The sequence below is a fragment of the uncultured Algibacter sp. genome, from assembly GCF_947487605.1.
Classification (GTDB): Bacteria; Bacteroidota; Bacteroidia; order Flavobacteriales; family Flavobacteriaceae; genus Algibacter_D.
In genome coordinates, this window is sequence record NZ_CANKXK010000006.1 from 1 (window position 1) to 24,476 (window position 24,476).

Below are 24,476 nucleotides of genomic sequence, written 5' to 3' on the forward strand. Positions count from 1 at the left end.
CATTGAAATCAAAACAAAAAACGACCAAAAATCAAAAAACTCAGCTCGTTTTTGTAAAACTTTGCTGAGTTTTTTTACTCTATTTTTATAAATCAACTTACTTCTGAAAGTGCCTAATTAAATTTTAATAAAAAAACCTCAATAAGTAGTGTCATGTACTTAATGAGGTTTCTTTTCAAAGTAATGAGATTATCTAATTATTAACTTCTGAACAATTTTGTTTTCATTATCATTAACAACTTTAACAATATATAAACCACTTAATAAATTAGATATATTTACTTGAATGCGTCTATTATGAATCTCTTTTTTAGAAGATAACACTAGTTTTCCAGCTAAGTCATAAATTTTCAGACTAATATTTCCAGAATAATTATTGTCAAATTTAAAATTAACAATATTTGACGCAGGGTTCGGAAAAATAGCAAAACTATTTATTGAACTATCTTTAATACTTAAAGAAGGTAATTCAGTTGCACATATATTAAATGTCCCTTTTTCTTCATTAACATTTGACCATACCCTTACATAAATTGTTTCCCCTTGAGTTCGCTCACTTAATTCTATATAAGAAAATAAATCAGTCCCATCATCATCACTGCACTTAATAAAAGTCAGTCCATTAAGGCAATTTCCAGAATAAATAGCTATAACTGTATCCTCGATTGAACCATCATCAGTGCTTGTTTCAACTGAAAATCTTCCGGTAGAAGGAACAATAACACTAAACCAAACATCCGAACCTTCATAAGAACCAGAGCAGATTCCAAAGTCTGTGTTGTTAGTTGAGTCTGTTCCCTCATTAGATCCTGTGCTTGACATGCAGGTTACAGATGTGGGTAAAGTAATCGCATTTTCACAGTCGTCATTTGGTGCATACTCTATTTTTTGAGCACATATATTGAAACTGTTACCTGAATTTTCCAAGTCCCAAACTCTAATATAAATAATAGTATTTTCAGGTTCAATTATATTTATTCTAGAAAAGAAATTAACACCATCAGCAAGATCATCGTTACACCCAAGAAGAGTTAAGCCTCCACAGTCATTTCCTTTATAAATAGCCATTTTCGTATCAACACTAGAAACATTTCTACTGGTTTTAACTCTTACTCCATCTGCATTAGGCATTGTTAGTGTATACCATAGATCAGCATTTCCATTACTACTACATACTCCATCTGTAAAACCAGAATCTGTAGCATTAGTAAGATCTACAAGTGTGGCATTACATACGCCTGGTTCTCCAATGGTTAAAACCTCGGGAGTTCCAGAACAAGAATTATTAGCAGGTTGCGCAAAACAGTTATAAGAGGCTAATAGAAAGGAAGATATAACAATAAAAGTAATTTTATTCATAAGTATATTTATTAAGTTAATAGCAACTTAAAATTATGAAAAAAAAAGGCAATTAGTTGTGTTTTCTAGCCTAAGCGTTAGAAATTATAGTTAAAAGCATCTTTTTGCTAATATAATATACAAAAACTATCAAATACTTACTAGAGTTTCATACCCAACAACTTTAGGAATAATATTCAAAGCAAACAACTCCTTCTGAACATTCATAATCGTTTCTTCATCAATCACATCTTGAGACCATTCTGTTAAACTTAACCATTCTTGAACATCTTCAAGCTGTTGCTTATATCTATTAGCTATAGTTTTATCGATGCTAGGGATGTCTTTAAATTCTCTAGTTGTATTATTAATGATGCTTAGAATAAATTCTAAATCATTTTTATTTGATTTAATAAAGTCTTCTCGAACTGCGATTACAAAACAAGGCCAAGGCGAAGGACAATTACTTATACGTCTAAAAATACCATTATCTACCAATGGTTTTGTAGTAAACTTTTCCCATAAAAAATAATCGGCATCACCATTAATTAAACCTTTTACAGCACCTTCTAAATTTTTAATAACTTCGAAATTAAGATCCTTTTCTAAATCCCAATTATTATTTTCTGCATTTATGTACGCCATTAAGTGAGAACCTGACCCATATCTACTTATGGCGGCTTTGGTTCCTTTAATATCTTCAATAGATTTATATTTGGAGTCGTGAGCAACATGAATCCCCCAAATTAGAGGCGTTTGCACAAATGTCTGTACAATTTTACTCGGGTTTCCATTAATTATATCTTTGATGATACCTTCAGTTAGGATAACCGCTATATCAATATCTTTATTTCTGAGTGCCTTACACATATCGCCTGTACCACCTGGATAATCATGCCAGCGTAAATTAATGCCTTCATCTTTATATTCGCCATTCTTCAATGTTAAATACCAGGCTAAATTAAAATGTTCTGGTACTCCACCAATATTAACTTTCTTCATTAGTCAGTCTATTTATTCTATAATTTTGTTTAGTGTGTACTCAATTAAATTTGCTACAACTTTCGAAGGATTCTTACTAAACGTCCCATTTGCTCTATTTGCTATTATGGCATTTAAAGAGACAGCATGATGCCCTAATAGTTTGGATAGACCATAAATAGCTGATGTTTCCATCTCCATATTAGTGATTTTATATCCCTTAAAGTTGAAAGAATCAATTTTATCATTAAGACTAGAATCCTGCAACGCTAACCGCAAAACTCTTCCTTGAGGCCCATAAAACCCACATAAGGTAGCTGTTATTCCTTTAAAAGTAATCCCGCTATATAACTTTTCCTCAAGCGCAGTGCTATTTTCAATTATTAGAGGCGTTGCTTTATCAAAACTCCAATTTGTATACTCTATAAAAGCTTTTTCTATTTCAGGATTGCAAATAGTATCTAGTTGATAGGAGTGGAGCATACCATTTAAATCAAGTCCATGTGTGCTCAACAAAAAAGAATCTATTGGAACTGATTCTTGAAGAGAACCAGATGTGCCAATTCTAATAATATTAAGGTTTGTGAGGTTTTTTTTAGGCTGCCGCGTATTTAAATCAATGTTAACAAGAGCGTCTAATTCATTAATAACAATATCGATATTGTCTGGGCCTATCCCTGTAGAAATAACAGAAATCCGTTTGCCTTTAAAAGTACCTGTATGCGTTTTAAACTCGCGTTTTTGGGTTTTAAATTCTATACAATCAAAATGCTTACTTACTTTATCAACTCTATCTTGATCTCCAACCAATATAACAGTTTCAGCAATGTTTTCTGGTTTAAGGTTTAAATGATAAATGCTACCATCTGGATTTAAGATAAGCTCCGATTCTTTAATGCACATTTATTACAGTTTTTACAAGCTTATTTAACTTCTTGTTAAATTGAAAATCGAATTTATTGACACCGCCAAAAATCATATTATTATCAATTTCTGTAGAAAAGTTGTGCTGTCCAAGTAGCGCTTCATGGCCAGACCTATTAAGAGTTAATAAGTCTTCTTCTTGAGAAATAAAAATGCTTAATTTTTTAATAAGTCGTTCTAATTGCATATCACCATAACCATAATAACCTTGGTAGTTAAGTGCATAGCCCAATAAATGGTGTTTTGATTTTATGGTATTATCTCTTACAATTTTTAAGATGTTTCTTTCTAAAACATTCAAGCCATCAATAGAATCTGGAAAACGTTCAAGATGGGCTTTTAAACAATTACTTAAGTATTTAAACGATGATTGTTTAACAATAAAGGGTTTTAGCAAATTGTGATCTTTACCGCAATAAATACCCCAAACTGTAGTCGCTATATCTAAATCCTCGGATGTTAATTTTACCTTATCTTGATAATGATTTAATAATTGCTCAGAACTTAATTCTGATAATCCTTTTAAGGTTTTACTACCAGGAATTCTACCACTACAAACCAAATATATGGGGAGATTAATTTTTTTCTGTAGCAGCATATTAATTACAGCTAACATATTAATATGGCAAAACAAATCGTATTCAAACCACAATACTATTTCTGAATAGCGTTCAGGATGACTGAGTTGCTCCAAGGCAACTTTTACTTTATCTAAATCTAATTCAACATTGTATAAGTCATTTAAAAAAGTGCTTCTTAGAGCAATAAATTCGTCTGTATGAACTATTTCTTGTGTGGGTCCTTCACAAAGCATTTCTTGCCAAGTTATCTTTTCTCCAACAACTTCTAGTTCTATGAGGTATTTAGTAAGAATGCCTCCGTTTGTAATATGCAATGGTAGTTTATTCATAATTTAACCTCCCACACGTTTTACGTTAAAACCTTTATTCTTTAAAATACTCATAATTTTATCTCTGTAATCTCCTTGAATAATAATTTTATCATCTTTAAAACTTCCACCAACGCTAAGAGTCGTTTTTAATTCTTTGGCTAGTTTTTTGAAATCTTCGTTTGCACCCGTATAACCTTCCAAAATGGTAATTGGTTTTCCTTTTCGCTTTTCATATTTGCAAATAATGGGATCATCTTGCATCCATAGTTTAGAAATGTTATTTTCTTTAGTACTAGTAGCTTCTTGTTTGTGATCTGGAAATAAATTCTTTAGTTGGTCTTGTAAATCCATATATAACTATTTTTTTATAAGACCAAGCTCAACTAATCGTTGATTTAAAAATTCACCTGCTGTAATATCATCAAATGCTTTTGGATTGTTTTCATCAATACAACCTTTTAAAACATCGAGTTTCATATCGCTAATGGGGTGCATAAAAAATGGAATAGAATACCGCGATGTTCCCCAAAGTTCTTTTGGCGGATTTATAACACGGTGTATTGTAGATTTTAATTTGTTATTTGTATGTCGTGAGAGCATATCGCCAACATTAATCATAAGTTCATCATCTTCGGCAATGGCGTCTATCCATTCCCCTTTATGGTTTTGAACCTGTAGACCACGCCCTTGAGCTCCCATTAATAATGTTATTAAATTTATATCACCATGAGCAGCAGCTCTAACAGCATTGTTTGGTTCTTGGGTAATTGGCGGATAATGTATTGGTCTTAATATTGAATTCCCATTGTAAATGTAATTGTCAAAATAAGTTTCTTCTAATTCTAAAAACAAAGCCAAAGCACGTAAAACATACTTCGCAGTTTTTTCGAGCATTCTATAAGTTTGTTTGCCTATCTTGTTAAACTCTGGAAGTTCTTCGACAATAACATTCTCTGGATATTCAGCCTTTAGCTTTTCATTATTTTCAACATATTGTCCAAAATGCCAAAATTCTTTTAAATCACCTTCTTTCTTCCCTTTAGCACTTTCTTTTCCAAAGGACACATAACCACGTTGGCCACCAATTCCAGGAATTTCATATTTCTGTTTCGTTTCGGTAGGCAAGCTAAAAAAATTTTTAACCTCAATATATAAATTATCTACTAATGCATCATCAAGAAAGTGCCCTTTTAAGGCAACAAAACCAATTTCTACATAAGCTTTTCCAATGTTGTCGACAAATTTCTGCTTTCTTTCTGGATCTCCAGAAACAAAATCGCTTAAATCTACACTTGGCACAATATTCATGAAACTATAATTTTATGTGATGGTCTACAAATGTACAAAAACATTGCAAAGTTCTATATATTGAGTTATGTGTAATTTTTCTATTAAAAGTTACTTTTTATAGTATATTTGGTAAAGAAATGGAGTTATTTTTATGAAAATTACAACAGCTTCAAAGACATGACATTCGACATTAAAGGCCTAGACAAGAATATATTACTTGCATTATACAGCAACATGCTGAAGCCAAGATTGATAGAAGAGAAAATGCTTGTTTTATTACGGCAAGGAAAGATTAGCAAGTGGTTTTCTGGTATTGGTCAAGAAGCAATAGCTGTTGGTGTTACTATGGCATTAGATAGTGAAGAATATATTTTACCAATGCACAGAAACCTTGGAGTTTTTACTACTAGAAAAATTCCTTTATATAGACTATTTGCGCAATGGCAAGGTAAAGCTTCTGGTTTTACTAAAGGAAGAGATAGGTCTTTTCATTTTGGAACCCAGCAGTACAAAATTGTTGGAATGATATCACATTTAGGGCCTCAATTAGGGGTGGCAGATGGAATTGCCCTTGCCTCAAAACTAAAAAGCAAAAAGCAAGTCACTGCTGTTTTTACAGGCGAAGGTGGTACTAGTGAAGGTGACTTCCACGAGGCTTTAAATATTGCATCTGTGTGGCAATTGCCTGTTTTATTTTGTGTAGAGAATAATGGTTACGGACTGTCAACCCCAACCAAAGAACAATATAATTGTATGGACATTGCAGATAGAGGCCTTGGATATGGCATGGAATCTCATATTATTGATGGTAATAATGTTATTGAAATTTTCACCAAAATAAGCGCTATAGCAGATAGTATTCGAGAAAACCCAAGACCTGTACTTATAGAATTTAAAACTTTTAGAATGCGCGGTCATGAAGAGGCAAGTGGTACTAAATATGTACCTCAAGAACTTATGGATTATTGGGCTACTAAAGATCCTGTTATTAATTTCGAAGCGTTTTTAAGAGATCAAAATATTTTAAAAGAAGATGAAAATGTTAAAATTAAATCTTCAATTACAAAAGAAATTAATGAGCATTTAGAAGTTGCTTTTTTAGAAGAGCAAATCATTCCAGATACGAATGTTGAATTAAGCGATGTCTATAAGAAATTTGAATATGAAGATATCAATCATAATTCGAAATTAAAAGAAAGTCGGTTTATAGATGCCATATCTGAAGGTTTAAAGCAAAGTATGGAGCGATATAATGATCTAGTAATTATGGGTCAGGATGTTGCAGAATATGGCGGAGCATTTAAAATTACTGATGGTTTTGTTGATTTATTTGGGAAAGATCGCGTTAGGAATACGCCAATTTGTGAATCTGCAATAGTTGAAACCGCCATGGGACTGTCTATAGCAGGTATTAAGAGTGTTGTTGAAATGCAGTTTGCAGATTTTGTTACATCTGGTTTTAATCCAGTTGTTAATTATTTAGCAAAGTCTCATTATCGATGGAATCAAAATGCCGACGTTGTAATAAGAATGCCATGTGGTGGCGGTGTTGCAGCAGGCCCATTTCATTCTCAAACAAATGAAGCATGGTTTACCAAAACACCTGGATTAAAAGTAGTATATCCTGCTTTTCCTTTTGATGCCAAAGGATTATTAACAACAGCAATTAATGATCCGAATCCTGTGATGTTTTTCGAACATAAAGCCCTATATAGAAGCATTCGTCAAGATGTTCCTAGTGATTATTACACCTTACCATTTGGCAAAGCTTCAATGCTAAAAGAAGGTGATAAAATTAGCATTATTAGTTATGGAGTAGGGGTACATTGGGCATTAGAAATATTAGATAAAAATCCAGATATTTCAGCAGATTTAATAGATTTAAGAACGCTTCAGCCTTTAGACACAAATACTATTTATAACTCTGTTAATAAAACAGGAAAAGCAATTATTTTGCAAGAAGATTCACTGTTTGGTGGTATTGCAAGCGATATTTCAGCTTTAATTATGGAACATTGCTTTGAATATTTAGATGCACCTGTTAAGCGTATTGCGAGTATGGAAACTCCCATTCCTTTTGCTAGCCAATTGGAACAACAGTATCTTCCAAAAGCAAGATTTGAAGAAGCATTAAAAGAACTCTTAGAGTATTAGATTTAATAAATAGACATGTGAATATAAGATTCGTAGTAATTTTGATACTCGTTTTTTCTTTGAGTTGCAAAGAAGATAGTAATCAAAAATATGAATGGAAAACTTTAGAAGTAACTGCGACAGCATACAACTCACTTGCATACCAAACAGATTTAGATCCGCACATTACTGCTTTTGGCGATAGCTTAAAACCAGGTTTACGCTTTATTGCCGTATCAAGAGATTTACTAGCAATAGGGCTTAAACACAACACGCCTGTAACCATTGAAGGTCTAGAGCATTTATATTTGGTTAAGGATAAGATGCATTCTCGTTGGAGAAACAAAATTGATATTTACATGGGACTTAACGTAAAAGCTGCAAAATCTTGGGGACGTAAAAAAGTAACTATAAAATATCAAGTTCCTGTCTATTCAGATAACGAATAATATTATTTTGTCTCAGCTTCAGATAAAATAAAAGGGTAGGCGTCCTTTAATATTTGCATTTCTTCTTTCGATAAGTCCGTAATTGATTTTTTAAAGATACTTTTACTATAACGAGTTCTAAGTTCATAATAAGCCTTTGTTAGCTCATCTTGAACTTTTATAAATTGATTATAACTCGTTTGCTTATCATTTTGCAAAGAAATAACAGCTTCCTTGGGGTTGTCTGATGCTATCTTTAAATTTTGACCTTGACAATAATTACAACTACCATCGCCATTATTATCCAGAAAATCTTTGGTTATATTTTTTAATTTATCAACTGTAGTAACATTACCATTAACCATAATTTCATCATTGTTATTAATTACGATTCTTAAAATATTACGTTCATTAATATTAGTTTCGCATATTTGCCCAGGAGGACATAATTTTGATAGCCTTCGGTTAATACCTTTATCTTTGGGTATTACAGCTGTTACAAGAAAGAAAATAAGTAATAAGAAAGCGATGTCTGCCATAGATCCAGCATTCACCTCGGGAATAAAGTTAGAACGTCTCACGATTTTATAAATTATTGTTAATGCAATCTTTAAGTCACAAAAACAATACCACAGAAGCGTTACTAATTATTTCAATAAATGTTTAGTGTGCATAGCGCTTAGTGCCTCTCCAAATAGCTTCATTGGTAGATAAACTTAGAATACGTTTGCTAGGAAATAAATTTTCCTGTGTAATACTATTTAGTCGCTTAGATATTTTGATTACTGTTCTCATTTTGATTGATTGTTTGGTTGATGATTTTTTTATTTAGAGGCTGTCTAAAAAGTCTTTATAATTTTATTTGTCAGGTTGAGCCTGTCGAAACCGATATTGATTATTAATAAGTTAAAAATATTTCGACAAGCTCAATATAACATCGAACTTACTTTTCAGATATAAAAGGCTGTATTATCTAAAACGTCTTTTAGTATTCCATGTGTGACTCTTAGTTTTTGTTAAAGTGTTTGTTAATTGATTTGTGTTTAATGTTCTCATGATTATTGTTTTTTAATTGATTTATACTAAGTAGACGACACGATTATATTTTTGTTACAGTACTATGTATTACATAATAGTAATTTAACTAATTTTAACAATTTTTTGCTCAAAGTAGGGTAGAATAAACAATAATAATCCAAGTAATTTTTAAATTTTATTGATTTAAAATTTTATTAGGAATGGTTTTTGTTAATATTTAGGCAAATTATCGACATAAGTAAAGTCGATTTATTTGTAAAGAAATATATTTACAACTAATTTCAAGGCTTGCTTAAATAAAATTTATACTGAATAATAAAATTGATGAAACATTATTTTTCATTTGTTACATTTCTTTTTTTAATGCTTTCTGCAAGCGCTCAAATTGATAATAAGAATAAATCAATTTCAATACCTGCAGTAGAGAGTAAAAAAGATTCTGCTACTTCAATTTCAATAACGCCTTCAAAGCCCATAAATAGTAACACGAATAATCTTGCTTTGCCAAGAGTTTCTAGAAATTTAGAATTGCCAAAAAAAGAATTTTCTATGTTTCCGAAAGAAGAATTTGGAAACCCTGGAGAATTGTACGCAGATCGTATAGATAAAAATTTGGAAAATCTTGTAATACCCCCCGAAGAAGTAGAACGAAGAAATGGGAGTACGACAGATCAGTATTTTGGTGATTTTAGAAGTAACGCAGAATTTGTAAATGTGATTTATCGAGATCACGGATTCACAGATGGTGATGTAATACAAGTTCGTGTTAATGACGATATTATTCATGCAAGAGTTTATTTAACAAGTGGTTTTAAAGGGTTTAAACTCAATTTACAGAAAGGATTCAATAAGATTGATTTTTTAGCCTTAAACCAAGGAGAGTCTGGTCCTAATACGGCAGAGTTTAAAGTAGTTGATGACCAAGGGATGTTAGTGTCTCATAACCAGTGGAATCTTGCCACAGGAGTTAAAGCAACTGTTATTGTTGTAAAAGAATAATTAGGAAACTATATTGTCAATCAATTTTAGTTCTTCTTCAGAAAAATCTAAACAATCTAAAACTTTTACATTTTCTTTTAATTGATTTGCAGAACTAGCACCAATTAAAACAGAGGCAACTTGTGGTTGTCTTAGTATCCAAGCAATTGCCATTTGCGATAATTTCTGATCTCGTTTTAAAGCAACAGCGTTCAAGAGTTGAATTTTTTCAATATTAGTATTTACTGTTTCTGTATTAAGATACGTCAAGTCTTTAGCAGCTCTAGAACCTTTTGGAATACCTTTTAAATATCTGTCTGTTAGCATGCCTTGTGCTAAAGGAGAAAAAGCAATACAACCTACACCATTTTGCTCTAAAGTATCTAAAAGTTTATCTTCTACCCAGCGATCAAACATAGAATAACGTGCTTGATGCAGTATAAAAGGTACATTTAACTCTTTTAAAATTTTGGCAGCTTTATCTGCTTCAGTTGCTTGATAATTAGATATGCCAACATATAAGGCTTTACCTTGTCTAACTATGTCTGCAAGGGCTCCCATAGTCTCTTCTAATGGCGTATCTGGATCTGGTCTATGATGGTAAAAGATATCAACATAATCAAGCCCCATACGCTTTAAACTTTGGTCTAAACTGGATATTAAGTATTTTCTTGAACCTAAATTTCCATAAGGTCCAGGCCACATATCGTATCCTGCTTTCGTAGCAATAAATAACTCATCTCTGTAAGGTCTGAAATCTGATTTTAAAATAGTGCCAAAATTTTCTTCTGCAGAGCCATAAGGTGGTCCATAGTTATTGGCTAAATCAAAATGTGTTATACCTAAATCGAAGGCTGTTCTTAAAATATCTCTTCCATTTTGAATACTATCGACAAAACCAAAATTATGCCATAATCCTATGGATAAAGCTGGTAATAAAATACCGCTTTTCCCTACTCGGTTATAAGCCATCGTATCATATCGCTTCTCATTAGCTTGATAATTTTGAACTCCAGATTTATCGTTAATTTGCATAGTCTAATTTTATGAATTTCAAAGATATAAATAAGTTTTAAGCATTGTAAACAAAAAAGCCATTTGAATTTATCCAAATGGCTTTTAAAATAATATAATACTAGCTTAATCCTTTAGAGGTTGCTTTACTTCTTGTTTTAAGTGTTTTGCGTAAAAGCCCATCATCGACTCGTATAGCGCTATTCTGTTTTCTTCTTTACCAAAACCATGGCCTTCATCGTATTTAACCATATATGGTACATCAACGCCTTTTGCTCTTAAAGCTTCAACTATTTGATCAGATTCATCAATGTTTACTCTTGGGTCATTAGCTCCTTGTACCACAAATAATGGTTTTTTAATTTTATCAATTTGATATGCAGGTGATACTTCTTCCATAATTGCTTTTTCTTCAGCTATATCCTCATCATACCAAATCTCTTTAATAATCTTTAAATAAGGTTTCCAATAAGGTGGAATTGTTTTCATAAAAGTAAATAGATTCGATACACCTACGTAGTCTACTCCACAGGCATATAAATCTGGCGTTTTAGTTAAACCTCTTAAAACAGCATATCCACCATGACTACCACCGTATATTGCAGCATTATCTTTATCTACCCATCCTTGATCTACTACATATTGCAAGCCATCTTCAACATCATCCATAGCTTTTCTTCCAATTTGTTTAAAGCCTGACTCCAAAAATTCTTTACCATAACCACCAGAAATTCTAAAGTTTACTTGCAAAGTAGCATACCCACGACTTGCGAAAAGTTGTGCTTCTGGATTAAAACCCCATGAATCTCTAATACCTTGTGGTCCACCATGAGGATTCACGATTACAGGAACTCTTTTTCCATTTAGTGCTTCTTTAGGAAGTGTGATATAGCCATGAAGCGTGATACCGTCTCTACTTTTAAATGTTATTGGTCGCATTTCTGCCATATCGTTTTCAATAAGATTTGGCATTAAATTGTAAAGTAATTTAAACTCCTCGGTATTAGCATCGTAGGAGTAGTAAGTGCCATATAATTTATCGCTTTGTAAAAAGATTAGATATTTACTTTCATCATCTGTAACATCTGCAATAGAATAATTATATTTTGAGAATTTTGAGGTAATTTTATTATGAAGATTTTTATAATAATCACTAACAGGTACAATTTCTCTTTTTTCACCTTCAAAAGAAAAATAGTCTAGTTCGTAACCTCTATTTCTTGAAAGACTTAAACCAGAAACATCATATTTATCGTTTGAAAATAATTCCTTAATAACCTTATCTTCTTTTAAATCATAGAGGTATATTTTTACTTTATCGCTACTCAGATTTGAAGTTACATAGGCATCATGTGGATAATCTGTTGCATAATTAAACGAGGATATATTAAAATTATCTTTCCAACTTAATTTCTTTTTAATTTCATAATTTTCACCATCTGTGGTATAATACAAATCTATATTGACACCATCTCTAAGTTTAGCAAACCCTTTAAGGTTTCCGTCTTTATCAAATGTATAGCCGTTAATTGGATTAGTTGCATCATCATTTTTATATAATTGCACTAAATCTCCTGTAACAATATTGATTTTATATGGCTCAAATATTTGGGGATTATTCTGATTCATTGAAATAATCATATGGTCTTTATCTTCTTTCAACCCTTCCAATATATTAACTTTTACACCATCAAATGGTGTTAACTCTTTTTGGTTCGATCCGTCAATATCTACAGCAAATAAATGATAATCTTCATTACCACCTTTATCCATAACATATACTAATCGGTTGTCATTTGCCCAACCAAAACCTCTAATGAGTTCATCCTTTTCTTCGATAACGCGTTTTACCTCATCTGTTTCTAAATTTTTAACAAATACATGGTTTTTAGCATTTTCGTCCTTTTCTCTATAAGAAAGATATTTTCCATTAGGTGAAAAGTTAAATGATCTTGCCTTTGGTCTTGCGAAGTAATCTTTAACAGAATACTTAAAATTTGTAGGATTCCAGTTTGCAAGTTTATCCAAATCGGCATCAGATGTTGGTAAAGCAGTATTTCCTGGTAATGTTTTTACTGTTTTACTTAAAACAAGAGGTAGTTCCATACCACCTTGGTAGAATATACCTTCTAAGGTATTATCCTTTAGTGTACCTACATATTTAATTCCAGCTTGATTAAATTTAATTGTAAGTGTATTGTCTGCAAAAGTAGTTTCGTCCATAGCTATACCTGTTGCGCCTTGCGATGGACTATCCATAGTAGATGTATAAGTGTCTCCATCCATCTTTACATCAAAGATTAGTGGTATTTCGGTTTCTTGTACCGAAACTTTTCCTTCCCAAGACCCAATAATATCTTGAGCATTTAACTGTGTTGCTGTGCATATAAAAAGAATTAATGCTCCGCAAAATTTAGAAATTGTAGTGTTCATTTTTTTACTTTAAAGATTAAAAAAGAATGTTTTGAAATGCAAAAAGAATGCATTCTAAGTTTAAATGTTTTTAAGTTAGAAGCTTAAAAGCGAAATTTGTTACACTATATTTTGAAAATTAATTAACATAAAATCATTAATCGTTTATAACTTTAGGAATAAAGATTCGTTAAAAACCCTTTAAAGATGTTATTTTTGCCGCCGACAACAATGCGTTTATGAGTATTTCAACAACCGAATTAGAAGATAGAATAGTAGGTAAAGACTTGTATAGCTACCAAAAAGGTGCTATTGATAAAATCTTTAAAAGTTTTGAAGAATCTCCAGATGATTATCACTTACTTTATCAATTACCTACAGGTGGAGGAAAAACGGTTATATTTTCTGAAATAGTTAGGCAATACTTGAGGCATCATAACAAGAAAGTTTTGGTTATGACGCACCGAATTGAATTATGTAAGCAGACATCTAATATGCTTACTGAATTTGGAGTTGTAAACAAAGTAGTTGATAGTAAAGCAGATTTAAGTGACCAAGGAAATTATAGTTGCTTTGTAGCTATGGTAGAAACCTTAAACAACAGGTTGCATGATGATAAATTAGATATTTCAGACATTGGTTTAGTTATTATTGATGAAGCCCATTATAATTCTTTTACAAAGCTATTCAAGTTCTTTAGTCAGTCCTTTATACTAGGGGTAACAGCAACACCGTTGAGTTCCAGTATGGAGCTTCCTATGACAGATAATTATGATGAACTAATAGTTGGAGAAAGCATTGAATCTTTAATAGAGCGTGGATTTTTAGCACGCGCAGAAATGTTTTCGTACAATGTAGGGCTTACGTCTTTAGTTGTTGGAGCAAATGGTGATTATACCGTAAAATCTTCTGAAGATTTATACACAGATAATGATATGCTTTCTAAGCTTATTCAAGCTTACGAAGAACGTGCTAAAGGAAAAAAGACTCTTATTTTTAATAATGGTATTAACACCTCGCTTCATGTATACGATACTTTTAGACGTGCAGGCTATAAAATAGCGCACTTAGATAATACTAATACAAAAAAGGAACGTGCGCTAATTTTAAAATGGTTTAAAAACACGCCAGATGCAATTTTAACATCAGTAAGTATTTTAACCACTGGGTTTGATGAACCTACGGTAGAAAGTATTATTCTAAATAGAGCAACAAAATCACTTACCTTATACTATCAAATGATTGGTCGTGGTTCTCGAATTTTAAAACATAAGAAAACATTTTCTGTAATAGATTTAGGGAATAATTTCCATCGATTTGGACCTTGGGGAGATAATTTAGACTGGCAACGCATTTTTAAATCTCCTAATTATTATTTAGATTCTCTTTTAAGTGATGAAGATTTAGAGAGTAACTTTAGGTATGAAATGCCTGATGAGCTTCGTAAAGAATTTTCGAATTCAAAAGAAGTTTATTTCGATATTCAAAAAACTTATGTCGAATCTATTAGAAATGGAGAATCTACTAAAGTAGTTTTAGAACGTTCTATTGAACAGCATGGAAAGATATGCATTGAAAACAGTGAAGACGTTTACGATGCTTTAGCCTTAGCTAAAAAATTAGGTGATGACATCGATTTTAGAATAAATAGATATACCAAATGTATTAGTAAAAGTACCTTTAATTTTGTTGAATGGCTAAAAGGAGAATATCGCAAAAAACTTAACGCTTATTTACGATCTAATTTCGATGAGGTATTTGAAGCTATCCATGGTTATCCTCCAGTTGAGTAATTTCAATTTTTAACATTTTTTGAAGATTATATTTTATACATTACACAGGTAATTTATAAGATATCAACCAATGTTAAAATCAATTTTCTTAACACTAATCGTTTTATTATTTTCTTTTCAAACGCTTCAGTCTCAAAGTTCTAAAAAATCAAAATCAATTCATCCCTTAGATTCTGTAAAAATCAATGATTTAAAATGGAGACACATAGGGCCATCATTAACCTCTGGAAGAATTTCAGATGTAGCAGTTAATCCTAATAATCCGTTCGAATATTATGTAGCCTCAGCATCTGGTGGCGTTTGGAAAACTACTAATTCTGGAGTGGTTTATACGCCAATTTTTGATAAGGAAGGTTCTTATTCCATTGGTTGCATTACGCTCGATCCAAATAACTCGAATGTTGTTTGGGTAGGAACTGGTGAAAACAATAACCAGCGTTCCGTTGCTTATGGAGATGGTATTTATAAATCTGTTGATGGTGGTGTTAGTTGGAAAAATATGGGACTTAAGAATTCCGAACATATAGGTAAAATTATCGTACACCCCGAAAACTCTAATATAGTTTATGTTGCAAGTATTGGTCCTTTATGGAATAAAGGAGGTGATAGAGGGTTGTATATGACTTCAGATGGTGGTGTAAATTGGGTTTCTCTCATTGAAGTTGATGAACATACTGGCGTGAATGATGTAGTTATGGATCCCAGAAATCCAGAGGTCTTATATGCCTCAACGTACCAAAGAAGACGCCATGTTTACACCTATGTAGGTAGTGGTCCTGGATCTGGACTACATAAAAGTACAGATGGTGGTAAAACATGGAGGGAAATAAAAAAGGGCTTACCAAGTACTGAGTTAGGTCGCATAGGTTTAGCAATATCACCAGCAAATCCAGAGATTATATATGCCATAGTAGAAGCAGCTAATGGTAAAAGTGGCTTTTTTGCATCTACAAATAGGGGGGAGTCTTGGGAAAAACGAAGTGATCATGTTACCAGTGGTAATTATTATCAAGAGATTGTTGCCGACCCAATTGATGAAAATACAATCTTTTCTATGGATACATGGTTAACTGCTAGCTACGATGGTGGAAAAACGTTTAATAAAGTTGGTGAGGTTACCAAGCATGTTGACAATCATAGTATCTGGATTAATCCAAAAAACAACAAGCATTGGTTAGTTGGGTGTGATGGTGGTATTTATGAAACTTTTGATGCAGCAAAAACATGGGACTTTAAAGAAAATCTACCTGTAACACAATTTTATAAAGTTGCTGTAGATAACGATTATCCATTTTACAATGTTTATGGTGGTACTCAAGATAATTTTAGTTTAGGCGGACCTTCACGCGTACTAACAAATCATGGTATAACTAATTCTGATTGGTTTATAACAAATGGTGGTGATGGTTTTGAATCTCAAGTAGACCCTAATAATCCAGATATTGTATATGCTCAATCCCAGTATGGCTTTTTAGTACGATATGATAAAAAAAGTGGTGAATCTGTTGGAATTCAACCAAGAGAGCGAGAAGGAGAAGACACCTATAAATTTAACTGGGATGCACCACTTGTTGCAAGTAAACATGCTTCAGGAAGACTTTATTTTTCTGCTAACAAAGTTTTTAAATCAAACGATTATGGTAATAGCTGGGAGGTGATTAGTGATGATTTAAGTCGTAAAATAGACAGAAATAAACTTAAAGTTTACGACAGAATTGTAAGTATAGATGCTGTTGCTAAAAATGCATCTACGTCTCTTTATGGAACAATTGTTGCCTTTTCAGAATCATCAATAAATGAAAACCTATTAGCTGCAGGCACAGATGATGGGTTAATTCATATATCAAGCAACGGTGGAGATTCTTGGCGTAAAATTGAATCCATTCCTGGTGTACCATCACTATCGTATGTGAATAGCATTCATTTATCAAAGCACGATGAAAATGTTATTTATGTAGCTTTCAATCATCATAAATTTGGTGACTTTAAGCCATATATCTATAAGTCTAACGATAAAGGAAATACTTGGAAATCTATAAGTAATAATTTACCAAATAGGGGGAGTGTTTATTCCATTGAAGAAGACCATATTGATAAAAATCTTATTTTTTGCGGGACTGAATTTGGTGTGTTTTTCTCACCAGATAGTGGAAGTCGATGGAAAAAAATAAGCAATGGTTTACCCACAATAGCCGTAAGAGATATTGCAATTCAAGAACGAGAAAATGACTTAGTACTTGGTACGTTTGGACGTGGTTTTTATGTTTTAGATGATTATTCTGTATTGCGAGCTATTGAAAACTCCAATAATACTTTTGAACCTACAATTTTTTCAATTCGAGATGGACTCATATGGGAACAAAGCAGTCCTTTAGGGCTATCTGGAAAAGCATTTCAAGGTGATAATTTTTTTACAGCACCAAATTTAGGTCCAGAAGTTATAATTACGTATTACTATAATAACAGCTACCAATCTTTAAAAGATGCAAGATTAAAAGAAGAAAAGATATTAATAAAGCAAAATAAAGATGCCAATTACCCAACATATAATGAACTAACAAAAGAAACAACCGAAGATTCGCAAGAGCTAGTTTTTATATTTAAAGACAACCAAGACAATGTGGTTAATAAGACTTATATAAAACCTAAAGAAGGTGTAAATCGCTTCAATTGGAATTTAAGATACACATTACAAGATCCAATAAAATTCAGCAAAAGTAATTTCTATAATCCGTTCGCCTCTAAAGATGAAGGTACCTTAGTACTACCTGGAACTTATAGCGTGCAAATGTATTTATTACTAAACGGTGAAGCTAAAGCTAAAGGAGCTTCTGTTAGCTTTAAAGTGAAAGCTTTGGACAACACAACATTACCTGTAAAAGACAGAGCAGAAAAAGTGCAATTTCAAAAAGAACTAGCTTCTTTAAGTTCTAAATCGAAAATCTGCATGAATTTAATTAAAGAGATGGATAATAAACTAAAGTATATAAAAGAAGCCGTAAAGAAATCTGAACAACCTTTAAACACCTATGGAAAGGATATTTTGAATATTGAAAAAACATTAAAAATTATTAAAATAGAATTACTTGGTGATAATGTTAAGCGGAAATTAGATATCGATCAGCCACAAAACCCAATGACTAGGCTTAGAATAATTAACGGCGAACAAAAATATTCAACATCTGCTCCAACTCAAACCCATCGAGAAAGCTATTCTATAGCTAAAAAACAAATAGATGCTGCAAAACAAAAATTAGAAACTTTGTATAATGTTACTTTAAAATCACTTGAAGACAGATTAGTTAAATCTGGTATGCCATACACTCCAGGGCGTGGTTATGAGCACTAAGGGCATTTTTTTAATAAAGCTTAGTAATTAAGCATTAATTGCCCAGAACATTTATTAATTAGATTCTATATCATATCTTTGTATTCTATTAGGCAAGCGATATCAATGGTATCTGGTCTCTTTTTTTGGGATTTTAAAAATATTATCATTCTTCTTTAGCTTAATTATATTTATATTAATTAACACACTATAATGGCAAAATCTCAAGTAACATTTAATAAGATTGAAAAAGAAAAAAAGCGTTTAAAAAAACGTGAAGAAAAGCAAAAAAAGAAAGAAGCTAGAAAAGCTGAAAAAGAAGCCAGCGGAAATGAAGGGATTCAATTTGCTTATGTCGATTTTAATGGTAATTTAACCGATACACCACCAGATCCTGCAATGCGTGAAAAAGTAGAAGCAGAAAGTATAGAACTTGGAATCCCTAAGAAAGAAGATAGGGAAGAAGAAGTATTAAGTGCCAAAGAGGGGAAAGTGTCTTTTTTCGATCATAGTAAAGGTTTTGGATTTATTCTTGACAGCATTAATCAGGAAAAATATTTTGTTCACGTTTCGGGATTAATTGATTCTATAGAAGAAAATGATAAAGTAACCTATGAGTTAGAACGCGGATTAAAAGGCATGAACGCTGTTCGAGTTAAAAAGATTTAATAACTTTATATTTAATCGGGTGTTTTAATGAGTTTATCTCGAAAAACAATTCTAATAGTAATATCTTTTTTTGCTATTTATGTTATTTGGGGTTCTACATATCTTCTTAATAAAATTGCAGTTACTGAGTTAGCACCATTCTTTCTAGCTTCCATTCGATTTCTAACATCTGGTATTTTAATATTTATAATAGCAAAGACTATGGGTGTAAGTCTAAAATTGACTAGACCTCAATTTATAAATGTTATTATAACTGCTTTTTTGTTTCTTGTGTATGGAAATGGTGTCTTTGTTTGGGCACTTAGATATGTAGATAGCGGCTTTGGCGCACTTGAAGCTTCTACACAACCCTTATTTGTTTTAATATTAATGTGGTTAATAGATGGTAAAAAAATTCAATTACAGTCTTTTATTGGCATTTTATTAGGAATCATTGGTATGTATGTTTTGGTTAGCCAGAAAGATTTAGTGGCTAATGAAGGTAGCTTGCTTGGTATGTTTATGATTTTAACCTGTGTCTTAAGCTGGAGTTATGGGAGCGTATTTGTTTCTAAAGCCAATTTACCTGCCAATTATTTTGTGAGCACTGGATATCAAATGATTGCCGCTGGAGTTATGTTAGCTATTTCTAGTTTAGCTTTTAATGAAACTTGGGTTTCCCCTTTTAATTGGAGTGAGCCCGTTGTTTGGTCTATGCTTTTTCTAATCATCTTTGGTAGTATTGCCGCATTTACCGCATTTAATTATTTATTGAAGGTTGTTTCTACAGAAAAAGTGGCAACATCTGCATATGTTAACCCTGTTATAGCCCTAATATTGGGCTGGTATGTATTAGACGAAGTCTTGACACTGCAATCTATTATTGCAGCCGTAATTCTGCTTACTGGTGTCTATTTTATTACATCTAAACGAAAAATTAAAATAAGACCTTTTGGACGTTAAAACTGCCATTAAGTTTATGCTTATTAGCACTTTTGCATTTGCTTGTATGAATGCTACTGTTAAGTATTTAATTAACATAAATGCGTATCAAATAGTTTTTTTTAGATCAATAGGTACCTTAGTTTTTACATTTACATATCTTATTAAAAACAAAATTCCCATCCTTGGTAATAAAAGAAAGTTATTAATAATTCGTGGTCTTGTAGGGGTAACATCTATGACCTTGTTTTTTATGTCAATTAAGTATTTATCGGTTGGAACTGCTGTGTCGTTACGCTATTTAGCGCCTATTTTTGCTGCAGTTTTTGCTATATTCTTTTTAAAAGAAAAAATTAAACCTTGGCAATGGGTCTTTTTCTTTATGGCATTTTTAGGAGTTCTAATATTAAAAGGATTCGACACAGAACTTGATTCCTATGGACTAATTCTAATTCTGTTATCTGCTGTCTTTAGCGGATTGGTATATGTAACCATAAGAAAAATTGGAACTAGTAACCATCCTGTAGTCATCGTAAATTATTTTATGGTAATTGCAGCTATTGTTGGTGGAATTTTATCTATAAAATATTGGATTACACCATCAGCACTACAAACCATGATGCTTTTAAGTCTTGGCATTTTTGGTTACTTTGGGCAAGTATATATGACTAAAGCATTTCAAATTGCAAGTACCAATCAAGTAGCACCATTAAAATATATTGAAGTTATATTTACTGTTTTATTTGGCGTGTTTTTATTTGCCGAAGTTTACACGCTTTTTAGTTTATTGGGAATGGCACTCATAATTTTTGGTTTGGTTTTGAATACTGTTTATAAAAAGAACTAAATAGAACTTCATCCTTTTAAATAATAGACAAAATCCTTAAAATTAAGAGTTTCAAATATTCTATTCATAGTATTTCCACTTGAGATGCATTAAGTATACTGAAAATGATTTATTCGTGAATTATAAACTTTTAAATCAGTTTACTATTTCACCCATTATTTCTGTCTTAGATATGTTAAATTAAACTTAAAAAAGACTTTCCAATCATTAAAACTGTAACGTTCTAAAAAATTATAAATCCTTAAGTTAAATCAATTAAGGATAACACCATGCAAAAAATCATTCTATTATTTGTCATTTTATCATCGTTTTTTAGCTTCTCACAAGAAGAACTATCTCATAAAAATTGGCAAGAAGACTTAATATTTTTACAAAAAAAGATACATACAGAATATTCAACTCTATTCAGAAAAATTACTAAACAGGATTTTGATATAGCAGTACAAAAACTCTATCAAAAAATTCCGAACATGAAAGACCATGAGATTAAAGTTGCTATCGCAGAATTAGTGGCACTTTTTGGCTATGGTCATACAGCATTAAATCTTCATGGGTGGAGAAACAACCAGATAATTAACTTTCAACAATTACCAATTAATCTTTATTGGTTCAGCGATGGTATATATGTACAAGGTGCACATATAGATTATGAAAAAACTGTAGGAGCTAAGGTCCTTAAAATTGGCGATAAACCTATAGCAGAAGTGTTAGAAATTATTAATCCAGTAGTAAGTGCAGAAAATGATCAGTTTTACAAAGCATTTGGATTACATTATCTTGGATCACCTAAAATATTGCATGCTAAAGGCATTATTCAAGATGTTTCATTTGTTAAAATGACTCTAGAAAAACTAGGGGAGCAGTTTGAAATTGAAATAAAGCCTAAGCCAACTTCTAAATTCCCTGGTAATTATGGGTTAATACAGTCGCATGGAGATTGGATAGATGCACGATTAGTAAAATCAACTCCGCTGTGGCTCAAGAATATAGACAAAAAATACTTTTATGAGTATATAACTAATTCCAAAACAGTCTACATACGACAGAGTTCGGTTTTTGATGATGAAAATGAAACTATTAGTGAATTTTATGATCGTGCCTTGAATTTTATAAACAATAATGATGTAGAGCGTTTAATAATTGATTTAAGACTTAATGCCGGTGGAAATAATTTTAATAATAAAGATGTTATTCTAGGTCTTATTAAAAATGAAAAAATTAATAAAAAAGGTAAGCTTTTTGTTGTTTTGGGGAGAAGAACATTTTCTGCAGCGCAAAATTTGGTAAACGAAATTGAAAATTATACTCAAGCTACTTTTGTAGGAGAGCCAACATCAGAAAACGTTAACTTTTTAGGAGATGCAAGAACCGTTATTTTGCCACATAGTAAGCTTCCCTTAAGACTTTCATGGGCTTGGTGGCAAGATACTCACCCTAGAGATAAACGGAAATGGACAAGACCCCACATTCCTGTGGAATTATCTTTTCAAGATTATGTTAATAATAACGACCCAGTATTGAATATAATACCTTTAGCAGCTAATCTAGAATTGGAAATTTCAAATGCTTTTTTGGGCAATAATGTAGAAGATATTGTCAATGTAATATTGAAATATTCTTATGATTCTAGATTTGATTTTTATAATTTCGAATCAAAAATCAATAATTTTGGTTATCAATTATTGAACTTAGAAAAAATTCAGGATGCAATTACCATATTTAAGCTTAATACACGGCTATACCCTAATTCTGCTAATAGTTGGGATTCTTTGGCTGAAGCTAATTGGAGAAATGGTGATGTAAATAAAGCAAAAGAATTATACAACAAAGCTATAGAATTAGATCCTAATGGAAGAACAGGAGATAATGCAAGAACAATGCTAGGTAGAATTGAGAATAGTCATTAAAAATTAAAATGATTCTTATATGTTTTGAATGGTTTGTTATATTATTTATTAGTCAAAGTATAAGCTTGCCTAACTTTAGGGTAAGTTGTAATTTGCCGCTTTATAATTTCACAAATGAAAGTACCTAAGAGCATAAATAATATAAGAAGAAAAGTAATGCATGCCATTACTAAAAATGTTGGTGGATCATACAAAATCCCTGAGGTTGATAGTACTAAGAAACTCGATATAAAAAAGGTTTTAATCGTACGTCCCAACCATAGGCTAGGCAATCAATTACTTTTAACACCCATTGTACAAGAAGTTATAAATACGTTTCCTAAATGTAAAATAGATTTATTTGTAAAAGGTGGCGTAGCAAATCCGGTATTTGAGAATTATGAACATATTGATAAAATTATTCAACTGCCTAAGAAACCATTTAACAATTTACTGAGTTATATTGGTAAATGGATTTCTTTAAAAGGTCGTCGTTATGATATGGTAATAAACGGCGATAAAGATTCTTCTTCTGGCAGATTACTTACACAAATAAGTAAGGCAAACTTTAAAGTGTTTGGTAGTGTTAATGAAGAAATTCAACAACAATATTCAGATTATCAACACATTTCAAAGTATCCTGTTTATAATTTAAGACATTACTTAGAAAAATTAGGTTTTGAAAAAAATACATCTCAGATACCAGTTCTAAGCATAAAACTTAATTCAGAAGAAATTTCAGAAGGAAAAAAAATATTAGATGGTATTATAAAAAACGACAAAAAAACCATTTGTATTTATACTAATGCAACAGGCGAAAAATGTTATTCCGAAATTTGGTGGGAAACATTTTATGAAAGACTAAAAAAGGAATATCCAAATTTCAATATTATTGAAATGCTTCCCATTGAAAACATTTCAAAAATCAACTTTAAAGCACCTAATTTTTACAGTAAAGATATTCGTGAGATGGGAGCAATCATTAAGAATACTTCCATTTTTATTGCTGCAGATAATGGCGTAATGCATTTGGCTAGTGCGTCACTAACACCAACAGTTGGTTTCTTTTCTGTAACAAAACCTGAAGTTTATGCTCCTTATGGTAATGGTAGTCTAGCACTTAATACTAATGAATCTACAATTGACGATTGGATTAAGGAAATAAACAATATTCTTACTTAAAACTTATTAAGCACTTTTAATACGCATAGAGGTAATATTATCTTTTATATGTAATAATGGTTGACTATAGCAGATAGTTCAAACTGTAAATAGCGTTTATTTTTTTTGCTAAAGCTACTAATAGAATGTGTATATAAATAAGCAGCTCCTTTTTTAATAGCAACAACATATGTGTCTGATTCTGCATCTAAAGTAACAGAGCTTTTATAGTTACTTTCCAAAAGTAACCAATAGGATAAACTATTAATTTGATTGAATAACGAAAATGTAGTGTCCATAACGGATAAGTTTTTAAGATTTGGTTTTTTAAAGTTATACGCTGACTTTTTTGAACAGAAATTTTATTGACAGTCTACTTATTATTTCGGTAAAGTACGTTTCAAAAACATTTCATCTTAAAAAAGCAGCATCTTATAGATGTT

The 24,476-nt window shown here is 31.5% G+C and carries 21 protein-coding genes; 10 read left to right on the forward strand and 11 right to left on the reverse strand.

Annotated elements, in window-relative coordinates:
- Positions 1 to 189 precede the first annotated feature (189 nt).
- From Q0739_RS08135 to Q0739_RS08160, 6 genes are all read right to left on the reverse strand, one after another.
- A complete protein-coding gene (locus Q0739_RS08135; protein WP_298238221.1) occupies positions 190 to 1,359 on the reverse strand; it encodes a T9SS type A sorting domain-containing protein in 1,170 nt (389 codons plus the stop codon).
- Positions 1,360 to 1,488: 129 nt separating this feature from the next.
- A complete protein-coding gene (locus tag Q0739_RS08140) occupies positions 1,489 to 2,340 on the reverse strand; it encodes a substrate-binding domain-containing protein (protein ID WP_298238222.1) in 852 nt (283 codons plus the stop codon).
- A 12-nt stretch (positions 2,341 to 2,352) separates the two neighbouring features.
- Positions 2,353 to 3,222 (reverse strand): nucleoside phosphorylase, encoded by an 870-nt coding sequence (locus Q0739_RS08145; RefSeq protein WP_298238223.1) that lies wholly within the window; start codon positions 3,220 to 3,222, stop codon positions 2,353 to 2,355.
- On the reverse strand, positions 3,212 to 4,153 hold the full coding sequence (locus Q0739_RS08150; protein WP_298238224.1) for a DUF1835 domain-containing protein: 942 nt from the start codon (positions 4,151 to 4,153) through the stop codon (positions 3,212 to 3,214). Before Q0739_RS08150 ends, Q0739_RS08145 begins: the two co-directional genes overlap by 11 nt.
- A gap of 3 nt (positions 4,154 to 4,156) precedes the next feature.
- On the reverse strand, positions 4,157 to 4,486 hold the full coding sequence (locus tag Q0739_RS08155; RefSeq protein WP_298238225.1) for a translation initiation factor: 330 nt from the start codon (positions 4,484 to 4,486) through the stop codon (positions 4,157 to 4,159).
- A gap of 6 nt (positions 4,487 to 4,492) precedes the next feature.
- On the reverse strand, positions 4,493 to 5,443 hold the full coding sequence (locus Q0739_RS08160) for a 2-oxoglutarate and iron-dependent oxygenase domain-containing protein (protein WP_298238226.1): 951 nt from the start codon (positions 5,441 to 5,443) through the stop codon (positions 4,493 to 4,495).
- Between the two features lie 159 nt (positions 5,444 to 5,602).
- Here Q0739_RS08160 and Q0739_RS08165 point away from each other — a divergent pair, with 159 nt between their 5' ends.
- Together Q0739_RS08165 and Q0739_RS08170 are read left to right on the forward strand one after the other, a co-directional pair.
- Positions 5,603 to 7,579 (forward strand): dehydrogenase E1 component subunit alpha/beta, encoded by a 1,977-nt coding sequence (locus Q0739_RS08165; protein ID WP_298238227.1) that lies wholly within the window; start codon positions 5,603 to 5,605, stop codon positions 7,577 to 7,579.
- A gap of 59 nt (positions 7,580 to 7,638) precedes the next feature.
- Positions 7,639 to 8,007, forward strand: a complete 369-nt coding sequence (locus tag Q0739_RS08170; RefSeq protein WP_298238228.1) for a hypothetical protein — start codon at positions 7,639 to 7,641, stop codon at positions 8,005 to 8,007.
- 2 nt (positions 8,008 to 8,009) lie between these two features.
- Here the strand turns inward: Q0739_RS08170 and Q0739_RS08175 are convergent, their stop codons facing one another.
- Entirely contained in the window at positions 8,010 to 8,567 is a 558-nt protein-coding gene (locus Q0739_RS08175; protein WP_298238229.1) for a biopolymer transporter ExbD, read from the reverse strand.
- Positions 8,568 to 8,649: 82 nt separating this feature from the next.
- Entirely contained in the window at positions 8,650 to 8,781 is a 132-nt protein-coding gene (locus tag Q0739_RS08180) for a hypothetical protein (RefSeq protein ID WP_298238230.1), read from the reverse strand.
- A gap of 567 nt (positions 8,782 to 9,348) precedes the next feature.
- Between Q0739_RS08180 and Q0739_RS08185 the strand changes: the two genes are divergently transcribed.
- A complete protein-coding gene (locus Q0739_RS08185; protein WP_298238231.1) occupies positions 9,349 to 10,023 on the forward strand; it encodes a hypothetical protein in 675 nt (224 codons plus the stop codon).
- On the opposite strand, the gene mgrA is transcribed toward Q0739_RS08185, so the two are convergent.
- Positions 10,024 to 11,037, reverse strand: coding sequence for an L-glyceraldehyde 3-phosphate reductase (gene mgrA / locus Q0739_RS08190; protein ID WP_298238232.1), 1,014 nt, complete (start codon positions 11,035 to 11,037; stop codon positions 10,024 to 10,026).
- Between the two features lie 105 nt (positions 11,038 to 11,142).
- Positions 11,143 to 13,449 carry a S9 family peptidase gene (locus tag Q0739_RS08195; protein WP_298238233.1) on the reverse strand — a complete coding sequence of 769 codons (2,307 nt, stop codon included), beginning with the start codon at positions 13,447 to 13,449 and terminating at the stop codon, positions 11,143 to 11,145.
- A 218-nt stretch (positions 13,450 to 13,667) separates the two neighbouring features.
- Between Q0739_RS08195 and Q0739_RS08200 the strand changes: the two genes are divergently transcribed.
- The 7 genes from Q0739_RS08200 (at position 13,668) to Q0739_RS08230 (ending at position 24,054) form a co-directional block, all read left to right on the forward strand.
- Positions 13,668 to 15,221, forward strand: coding sequence for a DEAD/DEAH box helicase family protein (locus Q0739_RS08200; protein WP_298238234.1), 1,554 nt, complete (start codon positions 13,668 to 13,670; stop codon positions 15,219 to 15,221).
- Between the two features lie 70 nt (positions 15,222 to 15,291).
- Positions 15,292 to 18,570 carry a glycosyl hydrolase gene (locus tag Q0739_RS08205; protein ID WP_298238235.1) on the forward strand — a complete coding sequence of 1,093 codons (3,279 nt, stop codon included), beginning with the start codon at positions 15,292 to 15,294 and terminating at the stop codon, positions 18,568 to 18,570.
- A 192-nt stretch (positions 18,571 to 18,762) separates the two neighbouring features.
- Positions 18,763 to 19,218: a cold-shock protein gene (locus tag Q0739_RS08210; RefSeq protein WP_298238236.1), complete on the forward strand. Its 456-nt coding sequence runs from the start codon at positions 18,763 to 18,765 to the stop codon at positions 19,216 to 19,218.
- Between the two features lie 27 nt (positions 19,219 to 19,245).
- Entirely contained in the window at positions 19,246 to 20,160 is a 915-nt protein-coding gene (locus Q0739_RS08215; RefSeq protein ID WP_298238237.1) for an EamA family transporter, read from the forward strand.
- 16 nt (positions 20,161 to 20,176) lie between these two features.
- Positions 20,177 to 20,986 carry a DMT family transporter gene (locus tag Q0739_RS08220; protein ID WP_298238441.1) on the forward strand — a complete coding sequence of 270 codons (810 nt, stop codon included), beginning with the start codon at positions 20,177 to 20,179 and terminating at the stop codon, positions 20,984 to 20,986.
- A 269-nt stretch (positions 20,987 to 21,255) separates the two neighbouring features.
- Positions 21,256 to 22,893: a tetratricopeptide repeat protein gene (locus Q0739_RS08225; RefSeq protein ID WP_298238238.1), complete on the forward strand. Its 1,638-nt coding sequence runs from the start codon at positions 21,256 to 21,258 to the stop codon at positions 22,891 to 22,893.
- A gap of 114 nt (positions 22,894 to 23,007) precedes the next feature.
- Positions 23,008 to 24,054, forward strand: a complete 1,047-nt coding sequence (locus Q0739_RS08230; protein ID WP_298238239.1) for a glycosyltransferase family 9 protein — start codon at positions 23,008 to 23,010, stop codon at positions 24,052 to 24,054.
- A gap of 44 nt (positions 24,055 to 24,098) precedes the next feature.
- Here Q0739_RS08230 and Q0739_RS08235 read toward each other — a convergent pair whose 3' ends face one another.
- Positions 24,099 to 24,332: a hypothetical protein gene (locus Q0739_RS08235; protein ID WP_298238240.1), complete on the reverse strand. Its 234-nt coding sequence runs from the start codon at positions 24,330 to 24,332 to the stop codon at positions 24,099 to 24,101.
- Positions 24,333 to 24,476 lie beyond the last annotated feature (144 nt).